28 protein-coding genes are annotated in these 25,622 nt (G+C 71.4%); 17 read left to right on the top strand and 11 right to left on the bottom strand.

All coding sequences use genetic code 11. From position 1 onward, the window contains the following. Positions 1-250 precede the first annotated feature (250 nt). The gene (locus ACH4YP_RS18345; protein ID WP_398491170.1) at positions 251-508 is read left to right on the top strand and encodes a hypothetical protein; all 258 of its coding nucleotides are present in this window, start codon (positions 251-253) and stop codon (positions 506-508) included. Here ACH4YP_RS18345 and istB read toward each other — a convergent pair. After that, positions 486-1,793, bottom strand: coding sequence for an IS21-like element helper ATPase IstB (gene istB, locus ACH4YP_RS18350; RefSeq protein WP_361057889.1), 1,308 nt, complete (start codon positions 1,791-1,793; stop codon positions 486-488). The genes ACH4YP_RS18345 and istB overlap by 23 nt on opposite strands. Positions 1,794-2,088: 295 nt before the next feature. Here istB and ACH4YP_RS18355 point away from each other — a divergent pair, with 295 nt between their 5' ends. Beyond that, positions 2,089-3,732 carry a DNA repair helicase XPB gene (locus ACH4YP_RS18355; protein WP_190228949.1) on the top strand — a complete coding sequence of 548 codons (1,644 nt, stop codon included), beginning with the start codon at positions 2,089-2,091 and terminating at the stop codon, positions 3,730-3,732. Positions 3,733-3,781: 49 nt separating this feature from the next. Here the strand turns inward: ACH4YP_RS18355 and ACH4YP_RS18360 are convergent, their stop codons facing one another. Continuing rightward, entirely contained in the window at positions 3,782-3,970 is a 189-nt protein-coding gene (locus ACH4YP_RS18360; protein ID WP_361057861.1) for a hypothetical protein, read from the bottom strand. A 401-nt stretch (positions 3,971-4,371) separates the two neighbouring features. Between ACH4YP_RS18360 and ACH4YP_RS18365 the strand changes: the two genes are divergently transcribed. Then, on the top strand, positions 4,372-6,477 hold the full coding sequence (locus ACH4YP_RS18365; RefSeq protein ID WP_398491403.1) for a HelD family protein: 2,106 nt from the start codon (positions 4,372-4,374) through the stop codon (positions 6,475-6,477). Between the two features lie 75 nt (positions 6,478-6,552). On the opposite strand, the gene ACH4YP_RS18370 is transcribed toward ACH4YP_RS18365, so the two are convergent. Continuing rightward, positions 6,553-7,242, bottom strand: a complete 690-nt coding sequence (locus tag ACH4YP_RS18370; RefSeq protein WP_361057863.1) for a copper homeostasis protein CutC — start codon at positions 7,240-7,242, stop codon at positions 6,553-6,555. 155 nt (positions 7,243-7,397) lie between these two features. Between ACH4YP_RS18370 and ACH4YP_RS18375 the strand changes: the two genes are divergently transcribed. The 3 genes from ACH4YP_RS18375 to ACH4YP_RS18385 all read left to right on the top strand — a co-directional run bounded on the left by ACH4YP_RS18375 (position 7,398) and on the right by ACH4YP_RS18385 (position 10,550). Beyond that, positions 7,398-8,087, top strand: coding sequence for a hypothetical protein (locus ACH4YP_RS18375; RefSeq protein ID WP_398491171.1), 690 nt, complete (start codon positions 7,398-7,400; stop codon positions 8,085-8,087). Positions 8,088-8,195: 108 nt separating this feature from the next. Then, positions 8,196-9,446: a Cmx/CmrA family chloramphenicol efflux MFS transporter gene (locus ACH4YP_RS18380; protein WP_398491405.1), complete on the top strand. Its 1,251-nt coding sequence runs from the start codon at positions 8,196-8,198 to the stop codon at positions 9,444-9,446. Between the two features lie 18 nt (positions 9,447-9,464). After that, a complete protein-coding gene (locus ACH4YP_RS18385) occupies positions 9,465-10,550 on the top strand; it encodes a GNAT family N-acetyltransferase (RefSeq protein ID WP_361057867.1) in 1,086 nt (361 codons plus the stop codon). A gap of 84 nt (positions 10,551-10,634) precedes the next feature. On the opposite strand, the gene ACH4YP_RS18390 is transcribed toward ACH4YP_RS18385, so the two are convergent. Further along, the gene (locus ACH4YP_RS18390; RefSeq protein ID WP_361057869.1) at positions 10,635-10,910 is read right to left on the bottom strand and encodes a DUF4031 domain-containing protein; all 276 of its coding nucleotides are present in this window, start codon (positions 10,908-10,910) and stop codon (positions 10,635-10,637) included. Next, positions 10,907-11,329: a hypothetical protein gene (locus ACH4YP_RS18395; RefSeq protein WP_361057871.1), complete on the bottom strand. Its 423-nt coding sequence runs from the start codon at positions 11,327-11,329 to the stop codon at positions 10,907-10,909. Before ACH4YP_RS18395 ends, ACH4YP_RS18390 begins: the two co-directional genes overlap by 4 nt. Before the next feature lie 164 nt (positions 11,330-11,493). Between ACH4YP_RS18395 and ACH4YP_RS18400 the strand changes: the two genes are divergently transcribed. From ACH4YP_RS18400 to ACH4YP_RS18415, 4 genes are all read left to right on the top strand, one after another. Beyond that, positions 11,494-12,411: a MurR/RpiR family transcriptional regulator gene (locus tag ACH4YP_RS18400; RefSeq protein WP_361057873.1), complete on the top strand. Its 918-nt coding sequence runs from the start codon at positions 11,494-11,496 to the stop codon at positions 12,409-12,411. Positions 12,412-12,574: 163 nt separating this feature from the next. Continuing rightward, complete coding sequence (gene murQ / locus ACH4YP_RS18405; protein ID WP_398491172.1) at positions 12,575-13,558, top strand: N-acetylmuramic acid 6-phosphate etherase; 984 nt, start codon at positions 12,575-12,577, stop codon at positions 13,556-13,558. Between the two features lie 73 nt (positions 13,559-13,631). Further along, entirely contained in the window at positions 13,632-14,219 is a 588-nt protein-coding gene (locus ACH4YP_RS18410; protein ID WP_361057877.1) for a hypothetical protein, read from the top strand. A 117-nt stretch (positions 14,220-14,336) separates the two neighbouring features. Continuing rightward, positions 14,337-14,828, top strand: coding sequence for a MarR family winged helix-turn-helix transcriptional regulator (locus ACH4YP_RS18415; protein ID WP_361057879.1), 492 nt, complete (start codon positions 14,337-14,339; stop codon positions 14,826-14,828). A gap of 24 nt (positions 14,829-14,852) precedes the next feature. On the opposite strand, the gene ACH4YP_RS18420 is transcribed toward ACH4YP_RS18415, so the two are convergent. Next, positions 14,853-15,503 carry an FMN-dependent NADH-azoreductase gene (locus ACH4YP_RS18420; RefSeq protein WP_398491173.1) on the bottom strand — a complete coding sequence of 217 codons (651 nt, stop codon included), beginning with the start codon at positions 15,501-15,503 and terminating at the stop codon, positions 14,853-14,855. Positions 15,504-15,684: 181 nt separating this feature from the next. Between ACH4YP_RS18420 and ACH4YP_RS18425 the strand changes: the two genes are divergently transcribed. Both ACH4YP_RS18425 and ACH4YP_RS18430 read left to right on the top strand, forming a co-directional pair. Further along, on the top strand, positions 15,685-16,350 hold the full coding sequence (locus ACH4YP_RS18425; RefSeq protein WP_398491174.1) for a nitroreductase: 666 nt from the start codon (positions 15,685-15,687) through the stop codon (positions 16,348-16,350). Positions 16,351-16,395: 45 nt separating this feature from the next. Continuing rightward, a complete protein-coding gene (locus tag ACH4YP_RS18430; RefSeq protein ID WP_398491175.1) occupies positions 16,396-17,193 on the top strand; it encodes a DUF899 domain-containing protein in 798 nt (265 codons plus the stop codon). Between the two features lie 28 nt (positions 17,194-17,221). On the opposite strand, the gene ACH4YP_RS18435 is transcribed toward ACH4YP_RS18430, so the two are convergent. After that, on the bottom strand, positions 17,222-17,842 hold the full coding sequence (locus ACH4YP_RS18435) for a VanZ family protein (RefSeq protein WP_398491176.1): 621 nt from the start codon (positions 17,840-17,842) through the stop codon (positions 17,222-17,224). A 15-nt stretch (positions 17,843-17,857) separates the two neighbouring features. On the opposite strand from ACH4YP_RS18435, the gene ACH4YP_RS18440 reads away from it, so the two are divergent. From ACH4YP_RS18440 to ACH4YP_RS18450, 3 genes are all read left to right on the top strand, one after another. After that, positions 17,858-19,195: a sensor histidine kinase gene (locus ACH4YP_RS18440; protein WP_398491178.1), complete on the top strand. Its 1,338-nt coding sequence runs from the start codon at positions 17,858-17,860 to the stop codon at positions 19,193-19,195. Continuing rightward, a complete protein-coding gene (locus ACH4YP_RS18445; RefSeq protein ID WP_361058333.1) occupies positions 19,192-19,845 on the top strand; it encodes a response regulator transcription factor in 654 nt (217 codons plus the stop codon). Before ACH4YP_RS18440 ends, ACH4YP_RS18445 begins: the two co-directional genes overlap by 4 nt. A 285-nt stretch (positions 19,846-20,130) precedes the next feature. Continuing rightward, entirely contained in the window at positions 20,131-20,760 is a 630-nt protein-coding gene (locus tag ACH4YP_RS18450) for a class I SAM-dependent methyltransferase (RefSeq protein ID WP_398491181.1), read from the top strand. Between the two features lie 149 nt (positions 20,761-20,909). On the opposite strand, the gene ACH4YP_RS18455 is transcribed toward ACH4YP_RS18450, so the two are convergent. Beyond that, a complete protein-coding gene (locus tag ACH4YP_RS18455; RefSeq protein ID WP_398491183.1) occupies positions 20,910-21,899 on the bottom strand; it encodes a helix-turn-helix transcriptional regulator in 990 nt (329 codons plus the stop codon). 93 nt (positions 21,900-21,992) lie between these two features. On the opposite strand from ACH4YP_RS18455, the gene ACH4YP_RS18460 reads away from it, so the two are divergent. After that, positions 21,993-22,424: a VOC family protein gene (locus tag ACH4YP_RS18460; protein ID WP_398491185.1), complete on the top strand. Its 432-nt coding sequence runs from the start codon at positions 21,993-21,995 to the stop codon at positions 22,422-22,424. 73 nt (positions 22,425-22,497) lie between these two features. On the opposite strand, the gene ACH4YP_RS18465 is transcribed toward ACH4YP_RS18460, so the two are convergent. Beyond that, complete coding sequence (locus ACH4YP_RS18465; RefSeq protein ID WP_398491187.1) at positions 22,498-23,691, bottom strand: MFS transporter; 1,194 nt, start codon at positions 23,689-23,691, stop codon at positions 22,498-22,500. Between the two features lie 454 nt (positions 23,692-24,145). Between ACH4YP_RS18465 and ACH4YP_RS18470 the strand changes: the two genes are divergently transcribed. Further along, a complete protein-coding gene (locus ACH4YP_RS18470; protein WP_398491188.1) occupies positions 24,146-25,036 on the top strand; it encodes an alpha/beta fold hydrolase in 891 nt (296 codons plus the stop codon). 126 nt (positions 25,037-25,162) lie between these two features. On the opposite strand, the gene ACH4YP_RS18475 is transcribed toward ACH4YP_RS18470, so the two are convergent. Then, positions 25,163-25,363, bottom strand: a complete 201-nt coding sequence (locus tag ACH4YP_RS18475; protein WP_055616380.1) for a hypothetical protein — start codon at positions 25,361-25,363, stop codon at positions 25,163-25,165. Beyond that, entirely contained in the window at positions 25,360-25,587 is a 228-nt protein-coding gene (locus tag ACH4YP_RS18480) for a hypothetical protein (protein WP_398491190.1), read from the bottom strand. The genes ACH4YP_RS18475 and ACH4YP_RS18480 overlap by 4 nt, the downstream gene beginning before the upstream one ends. Between the last annotated feature and the right edge of the window lie 35 nt (positions 25,588-25,622).

Consider the following 25,622-nt stretch of genomic DNA (forward strand, 5'->3'; position numbering starts at 1 on the left):
CCAGGAGGTAGTCCCATGCGCACTGCTCGCCGTGTCGCCACCGTTCTGATCGGTACCGCCGCGCTGCTCGGCGCACTCGCGTCACAGGCCGCCGCGATCGGTATCGATCTCGGCGGGGGCCTGACCCTCTGAGGCCGCCCCCGCGCGCGCCGTACGCCCCGCGGGCCGGACTCGGCACCCGAGTCCGGCCCGTCCCCTCCGAGGGCCCCCACCCCCGCCTCAGCGGCATTCGAAAGGCTTCAGAAACCCCATGCGTTCCAACGTCCGGACCCGCACCGCGCCCCGTGCCTCGACCCGCACCACGCGCCGTGCCGCGATCCGTACCGCCGCCACCGCCACACTCTTCGCCTCGGCCGCGCTCGTCGGCGTGCTCGCCCCGCAGGCCGCCGCCGCTCAGCCCGCGCTGCCGCTGCCCATCCCGGTCGCCGCCGTCGAACCGCTCGTCACCGAGGGGGTCAGCGTCGAGGGACCGCTGGTCAACAACATCACTCTGCCCACGCTGAAGTAGCCCGGCGCATCCGGTAGCTGTCCCCTTCGAGGCGGACGATCTCCGCGTGGTGCGCGAGGCGGTCGACCATCGCGGGGGCGGCGCCGCCGAAGATCTCGTCCCAGCGGCCGAGCGGGCGGTCGCCGGTCACGATCAGCGAGGCCCGCTCGTAGCGGTGGGCGACGAGCTGGAAGAAGAGATGGGCGGTGTCCGCGTCGAACGGGGTGTAGCCGACCTCGTCCACGATCAGCAGCGGGTGGGCGTCCAGCGCGGCCAGCTCCTCGGCGAGCCGCCCGGCCGCCCGCGCCCCGGTCAGCCGCGCGGCCCACTGGGCGGCGGTCGCGAACAGCACCTGGTGCCCCGCCTGGCAGGCCCGCACACCGAGGCCGACGGCGAGATGCGTCTTGCCGGTGCCGGGCGGCCCCACGAACACCACGTTCCGCCGCGCGGCGACGAAGTCCAGCTTGCCGAGCCGGGCCAGCACCTCCCGGTCGAAGTCCCGCGGATGATCCTCGTCGAACTCCTCCAACTGCTTCCGGGAGGGAAAACGGGCGGCACGGATCCGGGTCTCGGCGCCGGTTTCGTAGGAGGAGTTCTCGTACGGGGACGAGGACAGGTACGAATCCGTCGCCTGGGCCGGAATCGGGACCGGAATCGGGACCGGGGCCCGCGTGTCCGCCGCCGAGATGGAGGTCGAGGTCGAGAACTCGGCCGGGACGGTCGAGCCGGAATGCTCCCCGCAGGCTCCACCGTGCCCGTGCCCGTGCCCGTGCCCCTTGTGCGAGCGGTCCCCGTGCTCCGCCATCGGCCCCGACATGTACGCCAGGATCGCCGCCGAGGCGATGAAGGCCATGTGGATCACCGTCCCCCACAGCAGCGAGTGCTGCGAGGTGTGGTGCACGTCCACGAACATCTGGAGCAGGTGGACGGAGGAGATGCCCACGATGGCGGTGGCGAGCTTCACCTTCAGGACGTTGGAGTTGACGTGCGAGAGCCATTCCGGCTGGTCACGGTGGCCCTGGAGACCGATCCGGGAGACGAAGGTCTCGTACCCCCCGACGATCACCATGATCAGCAGGTTCGCGATCATGACGACGTCGACCAGCTTCAGCACGGCGAGCATGACGTACGTCTCGTTCGCCTGCCCGGTCACGCACCGGAGAATTAAATTCCACAGCTCGTTGAAGAACTTGTAGACGTACACGCCCTGCGCGGCCACCAGCCCGAAGTAGAGCGGGGCCTGCAGCCAGCGGGTGGCGAAGAGGGCGTACCCGAGCGTCGTGGACGGCTGGGAGACGACCGGCAGCGCGGCGGCCGGTGAGGCCGGCGGAGGCGCGTGCGGCGGGGCGTGGATGTGGCTGTGACCGGGTCCGGACAACGGTGGCTCTCCCTGGGCGGTGACCTGGGGCAGTGACCTGCGGGGATCGCCATTCTTCGGGTCCGCGGCCGTAAATCTGAATTCCCACCACTCATTGGAATGAATAGACATCCAGTAGGACAGGAGGGGGCGCCATCCGGTTCGAGGCGTGCGGCGAGGACGATCAGGCACACTGGACGTTTGGCCGTGCACACCGCACAGCTGTGCAGAAGGGGACGCACGCGTGAATGGTCCACTCATCGTCCAGTCCGACAAGACGCTGCTCCTGGAGGTCGACCACGAGCTGGCCGACGAGTGCCGTCGTTCCATCGCACCCTTCGCCGAGCTGGAGCGGGCGCCGGAGCACATCCACACCTACCGGCTGACGCCGCTCGGGCTGTGGAACGCGCGCGCGGCCGGGCACGACGCCGAGCAGGTCGTGGACGCGCTCGTGCAGTACAGCCGTTATCCGGTGCCGCACGCGCTGCTGGTCGACATCGCCGAGACGATGGACCGCTACGGCCGCCTGACGCTGAGCAAGGACCCGGCGCACGGCCTCGTCCTCACGACCACCGACCGGCCCGTGCTGGAGGAGATCCTCCGCTCGAAGCGGGTCATTCCGCTGGTCGGCGCCCGGATCGACCCGGACACGGTCGCCGTGCACCCCTCCGAGCGCGGCCAGATCAAGCAGACGCTGCTGAGGCTGGGCTGGCCGGCCGAGGACCTCGCCGGGTACGTGGACGGCGAGGCGCACCCCATCGAGCTGGCCGAGGACGGCTGGGCGCTGCGGCCGTACCAGAAGCAGGCGGTGGAGAACTTCTGGCACGGCGGGTCAGGGGTGGTCGTACTCCCCTGCGGCGCCGGAAAGACGCTGGTCGGCGCCGGGTCCATGGCCCAGGCGAAGGCCACGACCCTGATCCTCGTCACGAACACCGTCTCCGCCCGGCAGTGGAAGCACGAGCTGGTGAAGCGGACCTCGCTGACCGAGGAGGAGATCGGGGAGTACAGCGGTACGCGGAAGGAGATCCGCCCGGTCACCATCGCGACGTACCAGGTCCTGACGACGAAGCGGAAGGGTGTCTATCCGCACCTGGAGCTGTTCGACTCCCGCGACTGGGGCCTGATCGTCTACGACGAGGTGCATCTGCTGCCCGCGCCGGTCTTCAAGTTCACGGCGGACCTCCAGGCGCGTCGGCGCCTGGGCCTGACGGCCACGCTGGTGCGGGAGGACGGCCGTGAGTCGGACGTGTTCTCGTTGATCGGCCCGAAGCGTTTCGACGCTCCGTGGAAGGAGATCGAGGCGCAGGGGTACATCGCGCCCGCGGACTGCGTGGAGGTCCGTGTCAATCTCACGGACGCCGAGCGCCTCGCGTACGCGACCGCCGAGACGGAGGAGAAGTACCGCTTCTGCGCGACGACCGTGACGAAGCGGAAGGTGACGGAGGCGCTGGTGCGGCGGTTCGCCGGGCAGCAGATCCTTGTCATCGGGCAGTACATCGACCAACTCGACGAGTTGGGCGAGCACTTGGACGCGCCTGTCATCAAGGGTGAGACGTCGAACGCGCAGCGCGAGAAGCTCTTCGAGGCGTTTCGGCAGGGCGAGATCAGTGTGCTCGTGGTGTCGAAGGTGGCGAACTTCTCGATCGACCTGCCGGAGGCGACGGTCGCGATCCAGGTGTCCGGGACGTTCGGGTCCCGCCAGGAGGAGGCGCAGCGGCTCGGGCGGGTGCTGCGGCCGAAGGCCGACGGGCACCAGGCGCACTTCTACTCGGTGGTGGCTCGGGACACGATCGATCAGGACTTCGCCGCGCATCGGCAGCGGTTCCTGGCGGAGCAGGGGTACGCGTATCGCATCGTGGACGCGGACGAGCTGCTCGCGGACAGCTGAGGGTTCGCTCCGCACATGTACACGGTCCCGCGCCCCTGAAGGGGCGCGGTTACCGGCGGCGTACGCCCGCCTCCTCTTCGTATTCGCCCAGGAGCACCACGCTCAGGGTCGCGGTCGCGAAGACCTTGACCGCGCGGAGGGCGTCGCCGAGGCGGTGGTGGTGGCTGCCCCGGAGGGCGGTGGCTCCCGGGGGTGGGCCGGGACTGACGGGGGCTGGGGTGAAGGTCGCTGCGCTCATGTATCCATAGTGGAATTTCCGCCCTCCGCTTTCATCGGTCTGCGGACCGAACCTCCGTCGTCCGCGCGTACGACTCCGGGGTGACACGTGCCCCGTAGGGAGGGGGACCCCGTCCCCTAGGGGACGGCAGGTGTCGTACGCGGTCGGCCGTACGGATCCCGGGTTCGGTCGCCGCGAATAATGGTTGGCCCCCGTCACCCCCTCTCGCCTAGGATCTTCGCTCTTGCCCGCCTCCCTCGCGGAGTGCCGCCGCCCGGACGGAAACCGGTCGGCACACACAGCCCGGCCATACGGCGACAGCCCCGCCATACGGCGATGAGGCACACCCACGCAGCAGGCTCCAGGCCCCGGAGGCATCACCCGTGTCCAGCCCGTCCGACCCCGCCATGCCCGACCCCGCCATGCCGGTCCCCGGTTCGTCCGAGTCCGACGACCCGCTCTCCCGCGAGCGCGCCCACCTCACCCACTCCCGCGCCGCCCTCCGCTCGATGCGCGAGGACGTCGAGTCGCTCGACATCCGGGACGTCACCGCGAACTGGGTCAACGCGGAGGTCCTCTCCCGCCAGATCGACGAGCGCGTCAAGGCGCTCGCGGACCTCTCGCACACCCCGCTCTTCTTCGGCCGCCTCGACTATCTGCACTCCCCGGGCGCGGACCAGGCGGAGGGCGCGGAGGGCGAGCGCTTCTACATCGGGCGCCGGCACGTGCACGACGCCGACGGGGACCCGATGGTGATCGACTGGCGTGCCCCGGTGTCCCAGCCCTTCTACCGGGCCTCCAAGAAGAACCCGCTGGACATCGCGCTGCGCCGCCGCTTCGGCTACACGGCGGGCGACCTCACCGCGTACGAGGACGAGCACCTCTCCGACCCCGCCGAGGCGGCCGCCACCAGCAAGCTGCTCCAGCAGGAGATCGAGCGCCCGCGCGTCGGCCCGATGCGCGACATCGTGGCGACGATCCAGCCCGAGCAGGACGAGATCGTACGGTCCGGTCTCGGCGGCTCGGTCTGCGTGCAGGGCGGTCCGGGCACCGGGAAGACGGCGGTCGGCCTGCACCGGGTCGCCTATCTCCTCTACGCCCACCGCGACCGGCTCGCCCGCACCGGCACCCTGGTCATCGGGCCGAACGCGTCCTTCCTCCACTACATCGAGCAAGTGCTGCCCGCGCTGGGCGAGTTGGAGGTCAAGCAGGCCACGGTCGACGACCTGGTCGGGCATGTGGAGGTACGGGGCAGGGACGAGGCACCGGCCGCGGTCGTCAAGGGCGACGCCCGGATGGCCGAGGTGCTGCGCCGGGCCGTCCGCTCGCACGTGACCATGCCCACCGAGCCGGTCATGGTGGTCCGCGGTTCGCGGCGCTGGCGCGTTCCGGCGTACGAACTCGAAGTCATCGTCCGGGAGTTGCTCGACCGGGACATCCGGTACGGCGCCGCCCGCGAGGCCCTGCCGCAGCGCATCGCGCACGCCGTGCTGGTGCAGATGGAGCGGTCGGGCGAGGCCCCGGACGACCGGGTGCAGGACGCCGTGGCCCGCGACACCGCGGTGAAGGCGGCGGTGAAGGCTCTCTGGCCGCCGGTCGATCCCGCGAAGCTCGTGCTGCGCCTGCTCTCCGACGCCGACTTCCTGGCCGTCCACGCGGAGGGCGTCCTCACCGAGGACGAGCAGAAGACGATCCTGTGGGCCAGGCCCGTACGGTCGGTGAAGTCCGCCAAGTGGGCCGCCGCGGACGCCGTGTTGATCGACGAGGCCACCGACCTCGTACAGCGCACGCACTCCCTCGGGCACGTGGTGCTCGACGAGGCGCAGGACCTCTCCCCCATGCAGTACCGGGCGGTGGGGCGGCGCTGCACGACCGGTTCGGCGACCGTGCTCGGGGATCTGGCGCAGGGCACGACGCCCTGGGCGACGCGGAGTTGGGACGAGGCGCTGACCCACCTGGGCAAGGGGGACGCGGTCGTCGAGGAGCTGACGGCCGGTTTCCGCGTGCCGACGGACGTCATCGCCTACGCGTCCCGGCTCCTCCCCCACATCGCGCCCGGCCTGACCCCGGTGGCGTCGGTCCGCGAGAACCCGGGCTTCTTCGAGGTCCGCCCGGCCACCGCGGACGCCACGGACGCCGCTGCCATCGAGGCCACCGCGGGCACCGAAGTCGTCGCCGCCTGCGAGGAGTTGCTGCGCAACGAGGGTTCGGTCGGCCTGATCGCGGCCGACGCACGCGTGCCGCTGCTTGCCGAGGCGCTGACGGCGGCCGGGCTCCCCTACCTGGGCCCCGGCGAGGAGACGACCCTCACCACCCGCCTCACCCTGGTCCCGGCCTCGCTCGCCAAGGGACTGGAGTACGACTACGTGGTCCTGGACGAACCCCGGGCCGTCGTCGACGGCGAACCGGACGAACGCACGGGCCTGCGCCGCCTGTACGTGTCCCTGACCCGAGCGGTCTCGGGCCTGATCGTGACCCACACGGCCCCGCTGCCGCCCCAGTTGTCGCAGCCCCGGTCAGAGAGCTGACAGGCCAGGACGCGGGGAACTGCGCAACCAGCCCCCACTCACCCGCGGTTGAAGCACCGCGCCCCGGCGGAGCGCCTACGCGTCCAGTGCCGTCCGCCACTCCCGTACCGCCTCCGCCGAGACCGGCACGTCCCAGCCGTCGGGCCGGGCCGCTCCCCCGATGTGGAAGGCGTCGACACCGGCGGCACGCAGCCGCGGTACGTGGTCGAGGCGGAGGCCGCCGCCGACGAGGAGCCGGGGCTCGTACCCCGGTTCGCCGCGGCGGGCCGCCTCCGCGAGGAGCGTGGCCAGGCCCTCGTCCACGCCCGCCGCCGACCCCGCCGTGAGGTAGGCGTCCAGGCCGGGCAGGTCGGCGAGGCTCTTGCGCAGCGCGTCGCGGTCGGCCGCGCGGTCGATCGCCCGGTGGAACGTCCAGCGGCAGCCGTCCAGCTCGGCGAGCACCGCCTCCAGCGCGGGCAGGTCCGGCTCCCCCGTCTCGTCCAGGAACCCGAGTACGAACTCGTCCGCCCCGGCGCCCCGCAGCTCCCGAGCCGCCCGTACGAGCTCTCGTACGTCCCCGGCATCGAAACCGTCGGCCAGGCGCAGCATCACGCGCAGCGAGATACCGACGGCGGCCCTGATCCCCGCGTAGGTCGCGACCGGCGGGGTCAGCCCGTCGGCGGCCATGTCGGTGACCAGTTCCAGCCGGTCCGCGCCTCCGGCCTCGGCGGCGACCGCGTCCTCGACACCGAGGGCGATCACCTCCAGGACTGCACGCTCACTCATAGGACCTCTTCCCTCGGGCGGCTACAGGTCTAGTCCAATAGTCAGCCTACGCGCTCACCACCACGAACCGACGGACCGGGACCGATCGGCCTGGCCCCTATGGGGCGCTGAGGGGCACCCGGAGTATGGACAGTGGACCGGCGGAGAATGACCCCATGGCAAACCTCGACACCCCCGACACCGCCAATAGCGCCGACCCGCTCGGCGCCCTGCGCGCCCGCTGGGTCCGTACCCTCCGGGCGAGCCGTGGGACGGACGACGGCCCGGACCCCGCCCCCTACGCCGACAACCTCCTCTCCCGCTGGGCGGAGCCGCAGCGGCGGTATCACACGGTCGAGCATCTGACGGCGGTCCTGGACCACATCGATGTGCTGGAGGCGCGCGAGAAGTACGCGGCGGACGCCGACCTGGTGCGGCTGGCCGCGTGGTTCCATGACGCGGTCTATCTGCCCGACCGGTCCGAGAACGAGGAGCGGTCCGCGCGGCTCGCCGAGCGCGCGCTGCCCGAGGCCGGTGTCTCGGCGGCCGGCACGGCGGAGGTCGCCCGTCTCGTCCGCCTGACCGTCACGCACGCCCCGGCCGACGACGACCCCAACGGCCAGGTCCTCTGCGACGCCGACCTGGCGATCCTCGCCGCGCCCCAGGCCGCGTACGCCGACTACACGGCCGCCGTCCGCGAGGAGTACTCCTTCGTCCCTCCGGAAGCCTTCCGCGAGGGCCGCGCGGCCGTCCTGCGACAGCTTCTGGACCTGCCCCGCCTCTTCCACACCCCGTACGGGACAAGGGAATGGGAGGGTCCGGCACGCCGGAACCTGGAGTCGGAGCTCGGCCTGTTGACGGGCTGAACGGCAGCCGATGGAATGACAGGCCCATCCATGAGGTTGGCACCTGATATGCCCGTCCCCACGAGCGCCGGCTCCGCCACGCCTGCCCACACCAGCACCCGCACCCGTATGCCCCTGGCCGTCTACGTCCTCGGGCTCTCCGTCTTCGCACTGGGCACCAGTGAGTTCATGCTCTCCGGCCTGCTGCCCGCCGTCGCGGACGACATGAACGTGTCGATTCCGCGCGCGGGGCTCCTGATATCCGCCTTCGCCGTCGGCATGGTGGTGGGGGCGCCGCTGCTGGCCGTGGCGACGCTGCGGCTGCCCCGTCGTACGACCCTGATCTCGCTCATCGCGGTCTTCGGGGTCGGACAGATCGCGGGCGCCCTCGCCCCGAACTACGCCGTGCTCTTCGCGTCCCGGGTCGTGAGCGCGCTGGCGTGCGCCGGGTTCTGGGCGGTCGGCGCGGCCGTGGCCATCGCCATGGTCCCGGTCAACGCCCGGGCCCGCGCCCTCGCCGTGATGATCGGCGGCCTGTCCATCGCCAACGTCCTCGGTGTCCCGGCGGGCGCGTTCCTGGGCGAGAGCCTCGGCTGGCGTTCGGCGTTCTGGGCGGTCGGCGCGGCCTCCGCGGTCGCGCTGGTCGGAGTGGCCACACTCATCCCCCGTATCCCGCTCCCCGACGAGAAGCCGCAGCTCAGGCGGGAGCTGGGGATCTACCGCGACCGGCAGGTCTGGCTCTCCATCACGCTGATCGCGTTCGCCGCGGGCGGTGTCTTCTGCGCGTTCAGCTATCTCGCGCCGCTGCTGACCGACGTGTCCGGGCTCGACGACAGCTGGGTGCCCGTGGTGCTCGGGCTGTTCGGCGTCGGGGCGCTGATCGGCACGATGATCGGGGGCCGGATCGCGGACGCGCACCTCTTCGGGGTACTGCTCTCCGGCATCGCGGCCTCGTCCGTGCTGCTGGTCGCGCTGGCGCTGCTCGGGCAGTACGCCGTCGCCGCCGTCACCATCGCCTTCCTCCTGGGTGTCTCCGCCTTCTACACGGCCCCGGCCCTCAACGCCCGGATGTTCAACGTCGCGGGCAAGGCCCCGACCCTGGCCGGTGCCACCACCACAGCGGCCTTCAACCTCGGCAACACCGGCGGCCCCTGGATCGGCGGTGCCGTCATCGACGCGGGCCTCGGCTTCGCCTCCCCGGCCTGGGCGGGCGCGGCCCTGACGGTCACGGCGGGCGCGGTGACGGCGGTCTCGCTGCGCCTGCACCGGCGTACGGCGGCCTCGCGAGTGGTGATCGCCGGAGCGCAGGCCTCCACCGCCACAGCGCCCTCCGCCACCGCACCCAACGAGCCGATTAATCAGTCCCGTTCCACGAACTGATCACCTATTCTCGCCCGCATGCTGGCCATGGGCGGGGATCAGGTGGAAGAGGCGGTCGCGGACGCGGTGGCGACACTGCGGAGCGTGGCCGACCGGGACTGGAGCGTCAAGGCGGGCCGCCTGGACTGGAGTTGCCGTCTAACGGCGGAGCACATCGCGTCGGACTGCATCGCTTACGCGGGGCAGTTGGCGGGCCTCCCCACCGACCGTTACGTACCGTTCGAGATCAACTTGGACGAGTGCGAGAGCCCCGAGGACGTCCTCCAGGTCGTCGAGGCGACCGGCACCCTGCTCGCGGCAGCCGTCCGGACCGCCCCGCGAGAGGCCCGCGCCTTCCACCCGTACCCCTTCCGCAGCGCGAACCGCGAGGGCTTCGCCGCGATGGGCGTCACCGAGGTGCTCGCGCACACGCACGACATCGCCGAGGGCCTGGGCGTCGCGTACGAGCCCCCGGCGGCGCTCTGCGAGGCGGTGCTCACCCGGATCTTCCCGCACGTCCGGCCCGCGACCGGAGCCGACCACTGGCGCACGCTCCTGTGGGCCACGGGCCGCGGCGACCTGCCCGGCCGCCCGCCCGTCACCGACTGGCGCTGGAACAACAACCTCGTGATCCCCGCCGACCGCCTCACCCTCCAGGGCGTCACTCCCGCGGCCGCCGCCGACCTCCGCACGGGCGGCACCGGCGGCTTCGAGTGGACGGAGGACGGCCCCTTCGAGGGCACGCGGGACGCCGCCGGCATGGTGACGAAGGCGTACGAGGCCGGGGTGCACCGCCCGGAGTTCGGCCTGTTCGTCCTGGTGCGCCGCGAGGACGGCCGCGCGGTCGGCGGCATGGGCTTCCACGGCGCCCCCGACGAGGAGGGCCGCGCCGAGGTCGGCTACGACCTGGCCGAGTCCGCCCGCGGCAACGGCTACGCCGCCGAGGCCCTGCGCACCCTGTCCGCCTGGGCCCTGACCCGCGACGACGTCACGTCCCTGTTCGCCACGGTGGACCGCGTCAACGCCCCTTCCCAGAGCGTGCTGTCCCGCGCGGGCTTCACCCGGGTGAGCGGGGCGGACGGGGACGGCGACGGCGAGCAGTACGCGTACGAGCTGCGGGGCTGAACTCCGCGCGAGTGACGGCTGCGTGAGTGGTGGCCCCGCGCGAGTGATGGGTGCGCGGCCGGCGCCGGAGAGGTGTCGGGCCCGTCAACTCCCGGGTACGGCCCGCCCCTTGGGCCTGCGCAGCCCGGAGGCGAGCAGCAGCCGCACCACGTCACGGCTGCGGACCTGCACGGCCCCGGCCGCCACCGCGTCCTCGTACCGGTGCGAGGGGATGTCGTAGTGATCACGCTCGAAGGCCCGGGCGGGGGCGCCCAACCTGCGGGCGAAGTCGTGCAGTTCGTCGTACGAGACGTCGCTGACGAGGTGGGACCACATACGGCCGTGCCCCGGCCAGTCGGGCGGGTCGATGTAGACGGTCACGAGGAGGGCGCCCCTCCACCGGCACTACCGGTCCCGCCGCCGGCCGCCTGGAGCGCGCCCACCGCCGAGACCTTCACCCCCGCCTTGTGGCACACCCAGTGCGGGTCGGCCCCCAACTCCGGCTCCACTTCCAGCGCGTGGGGATCACCGGCACCGCAGACGGGACACAGCGGCCAGCGCCCGTGCCGTTCGAGGAGCGCGTCCTGTACGTCCTGGGCGACGAGCCCCGCCACGTAGTCGGCCCCCTCCGGCCACTGCTCCACCCACCAGCGCCGCTGCACCACCGATTCCTCGACGTACGAGACGACGTCCGGCTCGGCGACCTCACCGGCGGCGAGATCGGCAAGCACGAGCGCCCGCGCCGCGTGCAACGCCTGCTCCAAGGGGCTGATGGGATGGGGGGAGGGCGGAGAATCCATACGTCCATTGTGCGTCACCCGGGCAGCGGATTGCCGGTCCTCGTAAGGGGCACGGGCTGTGACGCAGGTGCGGCTCCGCGGTATGGGCGCGACCGGCCCCCACCGGCGCGCGGACGCGGAACCCACCCCTTGACCCTCCCCCGCGGCGAAAATATCTTTCATACGTGACCCAAGAAGTGAAGGAAATTTTCGCGGGCGAGGCCCCGCCGGCCCCCGCGGCCCTGGCAGCGAAGGTGCGCACACTCGCGCCTTCCATGACCCGCTCCATGCAGCGCGTCGCCGAGGCCGTGGCCGCCGACCCCGCCGGCTGCGCGGCACTCACGGTCACCGGCCTCGCGGAACTGACCGGTACCAGCGAGGCGACCGTCGTCCGTACGGCCCGCCTCCTCGGCTACCCCGGCTACCGCGATCTGCGCCTGGCCCTCGCCGGGCTCGCCGCCCAGCAGCAGTCGGGCCGCGCCCCCGCCGTGACGGCCGACATCGCGGTCGACGACCCGATCGCGGACGTGGTCGCCAAGCTCGCGTACGACGAACAGCAGACGCTCGCCGACACGGCGGCCGGACTGGACACGGTCCAGCTCGGCGCGGCGGTCGCCGCCCTCGCGGCCGCCCGTCGTATCGACGTGTACGGCGTCGGGGCGTCCGGCCTCGTCGCGCAGGACCTGGCCCAGAAGCTCCTGCGGATCGGGCTCATAGCGCAGGCGCACAGCGACCCGCACCTCGCGGTGACGAACGCCGTGCAGCTGCGGGCCAAGGACGTGGCGATCTCGATCACGCACTCCGGGTCGACGGGTGATGTCATCGAGCCGTTGCGGGTCGCGTTCGAGCGCGGGGCCACGACGGTCGCGATCACCGGGCGTCCGGGCGGTCCCGTCACCCAGTACGCGGATCACATCCTCACCACGTCCACGGCCCGGGAGAGCGAGCTGCGGCCGGCCGCGATGTCCTCGCGGACCAGTCAACTGCTGGTGGTGGACTGCCTGTTCATCGGGGTCGCGCAGCGGACGTACGAGACCGCGGCGCCTGCGTTGTCGGCGTCGTACGAGGCGCTGGCGCACCGCCACCGGAGCACGACTCGATAGCCGCGGTCCGGGGCCGGTGGGTAGCTGCGGGTGAGTGGGGGCCGGTCGCGCCCATGCGGCGGAGCCGCACATGTACACAGCCCCGCGCCCGTTACGGGGCGCCCGACCGAACCGTAACGAGATCAAGCACCAGAACGCCCCGCACCAGAAAGAGCCGTCGCACATGACCTCCAGCGCCGATGCCACCGACGCCCCCTCGCACTCGTCTCGCTCCTCGCGCTCCGACTTCCGTGATGTGCGGGCCGAGTTGGAGAGCCTGACCACCGAGGCCTTTCGGCCCGAGTTGTCCGAGATCGATCAGTTGCCCACGCTGGACATCGCGAAGCTCATGAACGGGGAGGACGCGACCGTGCCGGGCGCGGTCGCCGCGCAGCTGCCGAGCATCGCGGCGGCGATCGACGCCATCGCGGAGCGGCTGGGGCGCGGCGGGCGGCTGGTCTACGCGGGCGCGGGCACCGCCGGGCGGCTCGGGGTGCTGGACGCGTCCGAGTGCCCGCCCACCTTCAACACCGACCCCTCCGAGGTCGTCGGCCTGGTCGCGGGCGGCCCGGCGGCGATGACGACGTCGATCGAGGGCGCGGAGGACTCGGCGGAGCTGGCCGTGGAGGACCTCTCCGCCCTGGACCTCACGGCGGACGACGTGGTCGTGGGCGTCTCCGCCTCGGGCCGCACCCCGTACGCGATCGGCGCGGTGGAGCACGCCCGGGCGCTCGGCGCCCTCACGGTCGGCCTGTCCTGCAACGCGGACAGTGCCCTGGCGGCTGCGGCCGATCACGGCATCGAGGTGGTCGTGGGCCCCGAGCTGCTGACCGGCTCCACCCGGCTGAAGGCCGGCACGGCACAGAAGCTCGTCCTCAACATGCTCTCGACGATCACGATGATCCGGCTGGGCAAGACGTACGGGAACCTCATGGTCGACGTACGCGCCTCGAACGAGAAGCTGCGCGCCCGCTCCCGCCGTATCGTCTCGCTCGCCACCGGCGCCTCCGACGAGGAGATCGAGGCAGCCCTCGCGGCAACGGACGGCGAGGTCAAGAACGCCATCCTCACCATCCTGGGCGACGTGGACGGCCCCACGGCGGCCCGCCTCCTGGAGGAGAGCGACGGCCACCTGAGAGCGGCACTGGCGGCAGCGCTCCGTCCATAGTCTTTTGGCTCTCCCCGGACTGTCAGTGGGACGTGCGAGGGTGGAGGAGCCAAAAGGAAGGGACGCCAAAACCGTGAACCACGCGCAACTGACCGCTCTGGGCCGTGCCCTGCGGGTGCTCGGCGAGCACGGGGACGCCCTGTCCTCCGACACGCAGGACGCGAAACTGCACGAGGTGAAGGCCGACCTCAAGCGGGCCCTCGACCTGCTGGAGGAGACCGTCACGACGGCGGCCCCGACCACACGCTGCCCGGAGCACCCCACGGGCCCGGTCGACCAGGACGCCCCGGACCTGTGTCTGCTCTGCGAGACCCGTCGCCGCCTCGCCCGCCGTTCGAAGGTCAACGACTCGTTCCCGCAGGGCCGTCCGACCGCCCCGGACGAGCTCGTGGAGCGCACGAAGTCGCGTTACGGCGTACGGGGCGACCGGCCCCAGCCCCAGCAGCGCTGGCTGCCCGAGCTGTGGACCGGCCAGACCTGGCAGCTCTGCGGCACACCCCGCCGCGACAAACACGAGGCGGAGCTGTATCTCGCCGCCCAGCGCCGGGGCCCCCGCCCGAGCATGGCCTACCGGCTGGTGCACGAGTTCACCGACTACGAGGTGCTGCGGATCTGGGGCACCCCGGTGAAGATCGACATCGAGCCGATGGGGAACCTCTAGCCGGTGGGGAACCCTCTAGCCGGTGGGGAGAACCAGCCGGTGGGGAACACCACGGGCACCCACACACCGTTTCAATCGATACCGTATCGATTGAATTGACAGCGGTAGCATGCCCTCATGACCGCCGAAGCTCCCCACCCCGCCACCGCCGCCGCCTCGCGTGCGACCGACCGCCCCGGGGACACCTCGCCCTTCGCTCTCGGCCTGCTGCTGCGGCAGGCGCACTGGCGCGCGGCCGCGGTGATGTCGGAGGCGCTCCGGCCGCTCGGCATCGAGCTGCGGCATTTCGCCGTGCTGATCGTGCTGGTCGACCGCGGTCCCACCGTGCAGCGGGACCTGGCCGCGGCGACGGGGACGGACAAGGCGGGAATCATGCGGGTCGTCGACGACCTGGAGCGCAAGGGTCTCGCCGTACGCAGGTCCGTTCCCGGGGACCGGCGGGTGCGGGCGGTGGAGATCACACCTCAGGGCGTCGAGCTCTTCGACGCGGCCCACGCGGGGGCGGCGGCACCGGCCGACCGCCTGGTCGCCGACCTGGGGCCCGGCGAGCGGGAGCAGCTGACGGAGCTGCTGACCCGGTTCGCCTACCCCGCCGACGGCGAGGCGTAGACGCGCCCGGGGCCCGGAGGCGGGTTACGCGGCGAGGCGTTCCGCGAGCGCCTTGGCCTTGGCGGTCGCATCGGCGAAGGCGCGCTCGCGGGAGGCCTCGTAGAGGGGGATCAGCTCGGACATGGCCGGGTTGCGGGGGGCCATGGTGAGCTCCGGGACGATGAATTCGAGGTCCAGGCCGAGGGCACCCTGGAGGACGACCTCCAGGTAGTTCTGCACGAACTCGAAGCCCTCGCGCGGGGTGCCCGGCGCGTAGGAGCCGCCACGGCTGGCCACGACGACGACCGGGGTGCCCTGGGCGGAGGGGGCCTCGCCCGCCGTGCGGCCGAGCAGGAACACGTTGTCGAGCCACGCCTTGAGGGTCGACGGGATCGAGTAGTTGTGCATGGGGGCGCCGATCAGGACGGCGTCCGCCCGCTCCAGTTCCTCGATGAGCCTCACGCGCTCACCGAACGCGGCGGCCTGCTCCGGCGTGCGCTCGGACGGGTCGGTGAACCCGGCGGACCAGCCGGCGGCGGTGATGTGCGGTACCGGGTGGGCGGCGAGGTCGCGGTGGATCACCCTGCCCTCCGGGTGCTGCTCCTCCCAGGTCCTGCGGAAGGCGTCCGCGACCGAACGGGACGAGGACGCCCCGCCGGGGAGCACGGACGAGTCGATGTGCAGCAGCGTGGTCATGCGCTTTCTCCAAGGAACGGTGCCCGGGCCGGAGCCGGGGCAGAGGATTCGTACTCGACGACAGTTAAACACGAGAAGGTATCGAATGATACCGTCGTGGTCGAGACTAAAACAGGGACGTCGAGCAGTGACGTCGAGCAGTGACGAGCAGTTGCGATGAGCAGTTGGGAGGTAGGCGGCCTTGGACGTCTATGAGGCGGTCACGAGCCGACGGGCGGTGCGCGAGTTCACCGACCGGCATGTCCCGGGGGAGGTACTGGAGCGGGTGTTGTCCGCCGCGGCCTGGGCGCCGTCCGCGTCGAACCTCCAGCCGTGGCACGCCTACGTGGTGACCCGCGGGCCGCTGGCCGAGCTCAAGAAGCGCGCCGGCGAGCGGCTGGCCGCGGGCGACCCCTGGGACGAGCCGGAGTACGAGATGTACCCGCCAGGGCTGAAGTCCCCGTACCGCGAGCGCCGGTCCGCCTTCGGCGAGCAGCGCTACGGCGCGCTCGGCATCGCGCGCGACGACCTGGAGGCACGCCAGCGGGCCGCCGCCGCGAACTGGGAGTGCTTCGGCGCGCCCGCCGCCCTGTTCTGCTACATCGACCGCGACCTGGGCCCGGCCCAGTGGTCCGACGTCGGCATGTATCTGCAGACCGTCATGCTGCTGCTCCGCGCCGAGGGGCTGCACAGCTGTACGCAGATGGCGTGGGCGAAGTACCACCGGACCGTCGCGGAGGTCCTGTCGCCCCCGGACGAGCTCCTCCTCTTCTGCGGCATGTCGATCGGGTTCGAGGACACCGCGGTGGAATACACCCGTACGGGCCGGGCACCGCTCGACGAGACGGTCGTGTTCGTCGAGGCTTGAGTTCGTGGAGTCCTGAGTTCGACGAGAGCAGCTGGGAGGCCCGCGATGGCGACGATGGGAAACCTGCCCGAGGTGGTGTCACGCGAGGACTGGCTCGCGGCCCGCAAGGAACTGCTGGCGAAGGAGAAGGAGCTCACCCGGGCACGCGACCGGGTGAACGCCGACCGGCGGCGCCTGCCGATGGTCCGCGTCGACAAGCCGTACACCTTCGAGGGCCCGGACGGGACCGTGTCCCTGCTCGACCTGTTCGAGGGGCGGCCCCAGCTGGTCATGCACCACTTCATGTGGACGTACGACATCGACGCCGACGGCAACGAACACCCCCGCGACACGGGCTGCCCGAGCTGCTCCTCCGCCGCCGACGGCATCTCCGGACTGCGGCAGCTGCACGCCCGCGACACGACGCTGGCCGCGGTGAGCCGCGCGCCGTACGCGAAGCTCGCCGCCTACCGCGAGCGAATGGGCTGGACGTTCCCCTGGTACTCCTCGGCGGGCGGCGACTTCAACTACGACTTCCACGCGACGGTCGACGACCGCGTCGCCCCGGTCCAGGTCTTCCACCGCACCGAGGCCGAGCTCGCCGAGGCCGGAATGCCCTGGTCGCAGAGCATGCGCGGCGACTGGCCGGGCATCAGCGCGTTCCTGCGGGTGGACGACGAGGTGTTCCACACGTACTCGACCTTCGGCCGTGGCATCGAGGAGTTCCACAACGGCTACCGCTGGCTCGACCTCACCGCGCTCGGCCGCCAGGAGGCCTGGGAGGAACCGAAGGACCGCGCGACCCCGCGCGGCACGGAGGTCGGCGGCCCCGGGATGCGTATCCCGGACGAGTACGACGTCTGAGACAGGCCGCCGATACGGGCGTCGGCCGTCAGACGGTCCGATCCACTGTCGGGGTGGGCCGGGCTTCGGGGGTGGGGGAGGCGAAGGCGGTGCCCGGGAGAGCGAAGGTGCGGGTGGGGGTGGAGAGGGTGGTGGAGCGGAGTGCGAGGCGGAGGAAGAGACAGCCGAGCGCGGCGCCGAGGGTGTTGGTGACGAGGTCGTCGACATCCGCCCCTCGGCCGTTGCTGAACAGGATGTACATGCCGAGTTGGATGAGCTCGATCGTGGCGCTCACGGCCAGGGCGCGGAGGGCGGCCCGCCCCGGGCCGAGTTCCCGACGGGTCATGAGGGGGAGCAGCATTCCGAAGGGGAGGAACAGGAACACGTTGAGCGGGAACGAGACATCCATGCCGAGGAGGCCCATGAGGGGGATCGGCTGGACCTGACTGGTCCAGGGGGAGAGGTTCTGGGCCCGGTCCACGATGATCGGGAACAGGGTGAAGTGCAGGGCACCCGCCGCGTACAGGACGGCCACGAGCCGGGTGAGCGCGGGCCTGCCGTGCCAGCCCGGACGTCGACGGGTGGCACGAACGGCGAAGAGCACGGTGAAGGCGGCGAGGAGCGGCCCGAGCACCTCGACGGATTCGACGCGGAAGGTGATCCCGCTCATGGCATGCTCCTTGGTGTGACGGATCGCGTAACCGGCCTGACGAAGTCGACTCTGCCCGGCGGTCCGGAGCACCGGATCGGCCGAAAGTCAGATCTCACGCCGCCCGCTACGACTTTCGGCAGAGCGGCACGCGGCGTCCGGCGGCCCTGGGCGGAATGGTCGGCGTGGCTGGTGTGGACGGCGCTGGTGTGCCTGGCGTTGCGGTTCGACTACCCGGCGCTGGGCCTCGACGACAGATTCGGCAACCGTTCCGCCAAGCCGGTCGGCGCCCTGGCGGCGGTGGTCGCTGTCGTCGGCACGCCGTGGCTCGGTGCGCGGGCCCTGCCCGTGGCCGGTGCTCTGGCGGGGGTGACGTCGCTGGCGGTCTCGGTCCTGTTGCGCGTCGGTCCCGGCAGCGCTCCGGATCCCCTGGCCTCGGACGCGTACGGACTCGCGGAGCCGACGGCGCTGCTGTGGCTGATGCTGCTTGTCACGCTGCGCGGGCGGCGGAGCTGGGTGGTGTGGGCGGCGCCTCCGCTGCTGTGGGCGGCGATCGTGCTGCGGCCGTTGGCGGTCGCGGTCGGGGAGAACAGCGTCATCGTGGCGCTGTTCCTCGCCGTCGGGGCGACCGCGGTGCTGGGTGGCGGCGTCGCCTGGCGGCTGGTCGTGGCGGACCGGCGGCGGCGGGCGGCGACGCTGCGTCTTGAGCAGCGGGCCGAGTTCGCCCGTGATCTGCACGACTTCGTCGCCCACCACGTGACCGGGATCGTGGTGCAGGCGCAGGGCGCGCTGGCGATCGCGCAGCGGCGGCCGGAGCTGGTGCCACCGGCGCTGGAGCGGATCGAACACGCCGGGTCGGAGGCGCTGACGTCCATGCGGCAGATGGTCGGGATGCTGCGGGACACCGACGGGGAACCGGCCCTCGCGCCGTTGGCCGGGATGGCGGAGGTGCGCTCGCTCGTCGAGGAGTTCTCGGCGGTCGGCGGCGCGTCGGCCCGGCTCGAACTGACGGGTCCGTTCGACGACCTGCCGGTGGAGGTGACCACCACCGCCCACCGGGTGGTGATGGAGGCCCTGACCAACGTACGCAAACACGCCCAGGGCTGCACCGAGGTGCGGGTGCGCGCGGTCCGGTGCGGCGACGGCGTCACGGTACGGGTCAGTGACGACGGCCGGCCGCGCCGCCGTACCTCCGGCGGTGGGTTCGGGCTGCGAGGGCTGGCCGAACGGGTGCACATGGTCGGTGGTGACCTCCGGACGGGCCCGGTCGCGGAGGGCGGCTGGAGCGTCGAAGCCACCGTTCCGGCGGCCCCGGCCCAGGTTCCGGTCACGGCCCCGGCCCTGGTTCGTGTCCCGGGCGGAGGGACCCGTTGACCATCCGGGTACTGATCGCCGACGACCAGGCCATGGTCCGCGCCGGATTCTCGATGATCCTGGGCGCCGAGGACGACATCGAGGTCGTGGCCGAAGCGGTGGACGGCCTTCAGGCGGTGGAACTCGCCGAGCGGTACCGCCCAGACGTGGTGCTGATGGACATCCGGATGCCCCGCCTCGACGGCCTCGACGCGCTGCGCCGACTGAACCGCCCCGGCGCCGTCGACCCGCCGAAGGTTGTCGTGGCGACGACCTTCGACGACGACGAGTACGTCCACCGCGCGCTGCGCGACGGTGCCTGCGGTTTCCTGATCAAGGACTCCGGTCCGGCCCTGCTCGTCGAGGCCGTGCGGGCGGCGGCCTCGGGTGAAGCGCTGGTCAGCCCCTCCGTCACGGTGCGGCTGCTGCGCCGGCTGAACGCTCAGGCGCCCGGCCGTCGGGTGGCGCCGAGCCCCCTGTCGGCACGCGAGCTGGACCTCGTACGTCTGGTGGCCCGGGGACGTACCAACGCGGAGATCGCCGCCGCACTGACCATCACGGTGGGGACGGTGAAGACCCACCTGGGCAACGTGCAGGCCAAGCTGCACGCCCGGAACCGGGTGGAGATCGCCGCCTGGGCCTGGGAATCCGGCCTCGTCGGCCAGGAGTGAGACCAGGAACGACCGGGACCGACCGGGACGGGACCGACCCGGAACGACCTGGAAGCGGGCACCGGTTGTCGACCGTTTCAGGTAGCAGTTGACGATCGAACAGCTCGAAAATGGCGCGAACCGACATCGCCGCGAGTACTTCCGGGTTCCGGTGGAAAGCGCATACCCTGCGATGTGGCGACTTACAACAGCATCGGTGCGACCTACGCTTCCACGCGGCGACCGGATCCCCGAATCGCCGCCAGGATCCATCAAGCCCTCGGTGGTGCCGCCACCGTGATCAACGTGGGAGCCGGCACAGGCTCCTACGAACCACCGCAAACGGTACTGGCTGTCGAACCCAGCTCAGTGATGATCGCGCAGCGTCCGGCCGGATCCGCGCGGGCTCTGGAAGCGTCCGCGGAGTCGATCCCGCTCGCCGACGACTCGGCCGATGCGGTGATGGCCCTCCTGACCGTGCATCACTGGAGCGACCTGGAAGCCGGTATCGGCGAACTCCGCCGAATCGCCAGGCAACGGATCGTCATCCTCACCTTCGACCCGGACATCAACCACAGGTTCTGGCTGCTGGACGAGTACCTGCCCGAAGCAGCCGCGTTCGACGGCACACGAGCCGTCGCGGTCGACCGCCTGGTCGCACTGCTGGGAGGCGCCCGCACCGAAACCGTCCCCGTCCCGCACGACTGCACCGACGGATTCCTCGCCGCCTTCTGGCGCCGACCCGAGGCATACCTCGACCCGGAAATGCGGGCCGGTATCTCACTGCTCGCCCAGACCGGCGACGAAGTCATCCGGCCGGGCCTGGCCCGGCTGTCGGACGACCTGTCCTCCGGCCGGTGGCACCAACGCCACGCCGACCTGCTCGACCGCGAAGCCCTCGACGTCGGCTACCGGCTTCTCGTGGCCGACCTGTAGAACCGGACGAGCCGTCAACTGCACACTCCAGCCTGCGAGAAGGGCCGGCCACGACGGCACGCCGCCCGTACGTTGCACCGGCCCAACTCCACCAGCACGTACGGCTCACCGGTCGCCGCGGCCACCGGGTCGACATCCGTTCCTCGCGGTCAGGCTTGGCGGGCGTAGGACGCGAGGCGATCGGCGAGCGCGGTGACGAGGTCGCGCAGTTCGTCGGGGCGCTCGATGACGAACGGCCGGTCGAGTGAGGCGAGTACTGGAGGCAACCAGTCGAGCCGCTCCGCCCGCAGCTCGACGCGCAGCCAGCGCTCGGTCGCCCGGTCCTGGCCTGCCGCGGGCTCGTGCTCCTCCAGGCTCGCGACGCCGGCGGGAAGGCGGGCGCGGATCTGCTCGACTGTCCCGTGGATCCGCAAGGTCACCTCATGCCGGTACTCGGCCGTGGCGAACGCCGACAACACGCGCTGTGCCGGACCAGGACCCACGGGCGCTTCGAATGAGCCGGGCAGGGTCCGCGCGTCCGCGATGCGATCGAGCCGGAGGGTTCGGTCCTCGCCGATCCGGGTGTCCTTGCCCGTGACGTACCACCGGCCCGCATGGGCGACGATCCCGTACGCGTGCAGCGTGCGTTCGCTGCGCCGACCGTCGCGGTCGGTGTAGCGGATCGAGACCGGTCGGCGGTGGCGCACCGCATCGGCGATGGTGAGCAGGACCCCGGCGTCCGGAGTGTCGGACTCGCCGGGCTGATCCGTGAAGGCGAGAGCCTCCAGAAGTGTGTCGAGCCGACGGGCGATGTGCTTGGGCAGCACCCGCCGGATCTTCGCCGATGCCGTCTCGCTCGCCGTGTGCTCCGTCGTCGTCAGCCCTGCTCGGCGGCCGGCGACCAGGCCGAGCAGCACGGCCAGCGCCTCGTCGTCGCTGAGCATGAGCGGAGGCAAGCGGTACCCGGGAGCGAGCCGGTACCCGCCGTAGCGGCCGCGCACCGATTCCACGGGCACATCCAGGTCGATCAGCTGGCCCACATACCGCCGCACGGTGCGCCCTTCGACGCCGAGCCGGTCGGCCAGTTCGGCCACCGTCCGGGTGCCGCCCGACTGCAGCAGCTCCAGGAGTGTCAGCACGCGGGCAGTGGGTCGGGGCATGTGCACAACCTAATGCGAATACAGGACCGATTCTGTCCACTATTTCTCCTAGCCTGCGCAGTGCACCCCTCCAGCACAGCCAAGGAGATCCCCATGGACTTCGTCTCGATCCGCATCATCACCAGCGACGTGGCACGCCTCGTCGAGTTCTACGAGCGAGCCACAGGGGCGCGGGCGACGTGGGCCACCGAGGACTTCGCCGAACTCGACACAGCGGGCGCCACCCTCGCGATCGCCGGCACCCGCACCGTCCCGCTGTTCGCCCCGGGCTCTGCCCGCCCTGCGGACAACCACAGCGTGATCACCGAGTTCCTCGTCGACGACGTGGACCGCGTCCACCAGAACCTGACCGGCTTCGTCACCGACTTCGTCACCGAGCCCACCACGATGCCCTGGGGCAACCGGTCACTGCTGTTCCGTGACCCCGACGGCAACCTCGTCAACTTCTTCACCCCCGTCACCCCGGCGGCCATCGAAAAGTTCACACGCCGACACCACGCAAAGCCGCTCACGCGGGAGCCCTGAGATGGTGCGCCCGCACCTCCGTCAGCACCGCGATCGAGTAGGCAGCACCGGCGCAGGACAGCTGGGATCTGGTCTACGGGGCGATCGGTGTACCTGCAGAGGCGGTCAGGCGTACGCGCAGGCCGTAGCCGGTTGCCATGCAGAGGGCGAGGGCGAGTAGAGCTGGTCCCAAAGCGGTCGCGCCGACGTGCTGAACAAGCAGGCCCATTCCGGCAGGAAGAACAGCGGCACCGATCTGGGATGCGGCGATCTGAAAGCCGATGGTCCTGTCCGCTCTGTCCTGCCCGACACGTTCGGCCGTGGTGAGGGTCAGCAGAGGGAAGACCGGTGCTGCCGCGAGTCCAAGGACCAGCAGTCCGGCGAGGGCAAGGACCGCCGGGCCGGGCACAGCCGTCATGGCGGCGCCGCCGACGACTCCCGCGACGGAACAGGAGAGAACGCGTGCGGCACCGGCGCGTTCGGCAACTGGACCGAGGACGAGGCGGCCCAGGAACATGGCGGCCCAGAAGCCCGACACCACCATCCCAGCGGTCGCGGGCGAGAGTCCGCGCCCCGTGGTGAGGAAGACGTACGCCCACAGTCCGATGCTCGCTTCGAGACCGATGTGGAAGGCGAACACTGCCGCGCTCATCGCGACGACATACCGACGCGATCCGGCCGGTCGGCCGCAGCCGCGCGTCGGGGCTGTCGCGCGCGTACGGGCCTCTGCCGCTCCAGGTTCGTTCGGACGGTCGGCCCAGAGGCGCCCGGTTCGCAGGAACGCGCAGGCGAGCAGCAGTTGCACCGCGGCGATCACGACGTAGGCCCATCGCCACTGCGGGCTGAAACTCAGAGCGCCGGCGACTGCTACTGGCCCCAGGCCGGCGCCCAGCCCGTAGCAGGCGTGCATCCAGGTGATGTGACGGGCTCCGAACCGGCGTGCCGCGTAGGCGTTGAGACCGGAGTCGACCGCGCCCGATGCCAGTCCCAGGACGACGGTCGCCGCCACCACCCACCAAAAGGAGGGCGCGAGGCTGTAGCCGAGCAGAGCGACCACGGACAGGACCGTGCTTGCTGACAGCATCTGGCCGATGTGCATGCGGGTGAGAATGCGCCCGGTCATGGTGCTCGACAGCACCGTGGCGGCGATACCGAACGGCAGGAGCAGCCCCAGAGTTCCCAGGGGCTGATGGAAGTCGGCACTCATGGAGGGCCAGGCGATGCCGAGCACGCTGTCGGGCAGCGCCATGCTCACATAGGCCAGGCAGGCAAGAACAACAAGAGGCATGGAGAGGTAGCCCTTCGGGCCGCAGGCACGACTCACCCCACGCCCGGTTCGGGCCGATGAGCCGAGGGAAACGGGAATCAGGCGACATCCCCAGGGACGTCGCCGCGTCGTGCCGCAGAACCGAGCAGCACGCGACAACAGGTCACAGTCGAAACCACGTCAACGCGTGCGGTGTTGCCCGGGTACCCCATCTCCACCCATGCCCGAACCTCCAGCCACTGACCGTACTCCCGAGGTGCGAGCGGCGCTTCTGCATTTCCACCCGCCGAATCGTGCAGGGATGGAACACCGCCTCTTCACCGGTAGGCCCGTCACGGCAGCCGCCCCTCCCAGTTGAGCCGCCGGACCCGCAGCCGCACCGAGCCCGCCCTGCGGCGGCCTTCCTATTGCCTTCCTATTGCCTGCTATTGCCTTCTATTGCCTTGCAACGAGACGAGACGTATCGTTGCACATCATGGAACAGCTACTCACCGTCGCCCCCGACGTGCACCTCTGGACCGAGCAGCGCGGCGCCCCCGATGCCCCGCCCCTCCTCCTGATCATGGGCGCGGGCGCCTCCGGTCTCGGCTGGCCCGAGCCGCTGGTCGACGCCCTCGCCGCCCGCCACCGCGTGATCCGGTACGACCACCGCGACACAGGCCGCTCCACCTGGTCGTACGAGCAACGGCCGTACCGCATCACCGACTTGGCCGAGGACGCCGTCGCGGTGCTGGACGGCCTCGGCGTGGAGCGGGCCCATCTCGTGGGGCTGTCGCTCGGCGGCATGCTGACCCAACTGCTCATCGCGGACCACCCCGACCGCGTACTGAGCGCCACCCTGATCGGAACGGCTGCGCTCAGCACCACCCCCTACACCCGCCCCGACGGAACCGTCCTCCCGGCCGAGGAACTCCCCGGCATCTCCCCCGAGGTGCTGGAACTGTGGTCGCAACCCGTCGAGGACCACGGCCCGGAAGCCGAACTGGACCGGCGCGTGACGCACTGGCAAGCGCTCTCCGGGGATCAACTCCCCTTCGACGCGCCGCACTTCCGCGATCTCGAACGACGCATCATCGAGCACGCCGGCCGCCACACCACGTCACCCGCACACGCCCTCGCCGACGACTCCGGCATGCTGCGCACGGAGGCACTCGCGACGACCGAGGTGCCCGTACAGGTCATCCTCGCCCCGGCCGAACCCGTGTTCCCGCCGCCGCACGCACAGCACCTCACCCAGGCGATCCGAGGCGCCCACCTCACCGAGATCCCCGGCATGGGCCACGCCCTCCCGCCCCGGCTCCTCCCCATACTCACCAGGGCGATCCTCTCCCACACCCAGGGCGTCACGGCGCCTAATGTCTCGTGAGTTCCGGCCCGTTCCTCACAACCGCACCGAATCCGCTGGTCAGCGGCCTGCCCGGGGCCCACTTGGAGTCACGGCATGAGACTCGCAAGACAATAGCCACGCGTACGAGGCCCGGCCGACCGTTCGTCACGGCAGCCGGCCCTCCCAGTTGAGCCGCCGGACCCGTGCCCGCAGCACCTCCCCGACCGGAGCCTCGCCCACCGCCTCCGGCGGACAGTCCCACTCCCGGCCACCACCCACGGGCCGCAGCTGTACGTAGCCGCCCTCGCGCCCCATGACCTGCCCGACCCGACCGTCGCGCAGGTCGACCGCGTACTCCCGGCTCACGCGTCCCCACCCGCCGCCGCCCCGCGCAGCGCGTCGGCCAGCCGGACCGCCGTCCGTACGTTGCAACGCCCCAGCTCCACCAGGGCGTACGGTTCGCCGGTGGCCGCTGTCACCGGGTCGACGCCCAGCGACGGCAGCGCGACGCCCGCCGCCTCCAGGGCCGCCCGAAGGCACGCCACGGCCTCCGCCGTCGACCGCACCCGCTCACTCGACGTCATCTCCATCGCGCCCTGCCTCCACTCTGAGTGTTCACGTTCAC

Source organism: Streptomyces sp. NPDC020747 (genome assembly GCF_044334695.1).
In the GTDB taxonomy this organism is placed as follows: domain Bacteria; phylum Actinomycetota; class Actinomycetes; order Streptomycetales; family Streptomycetaceae; genus Streptomyces.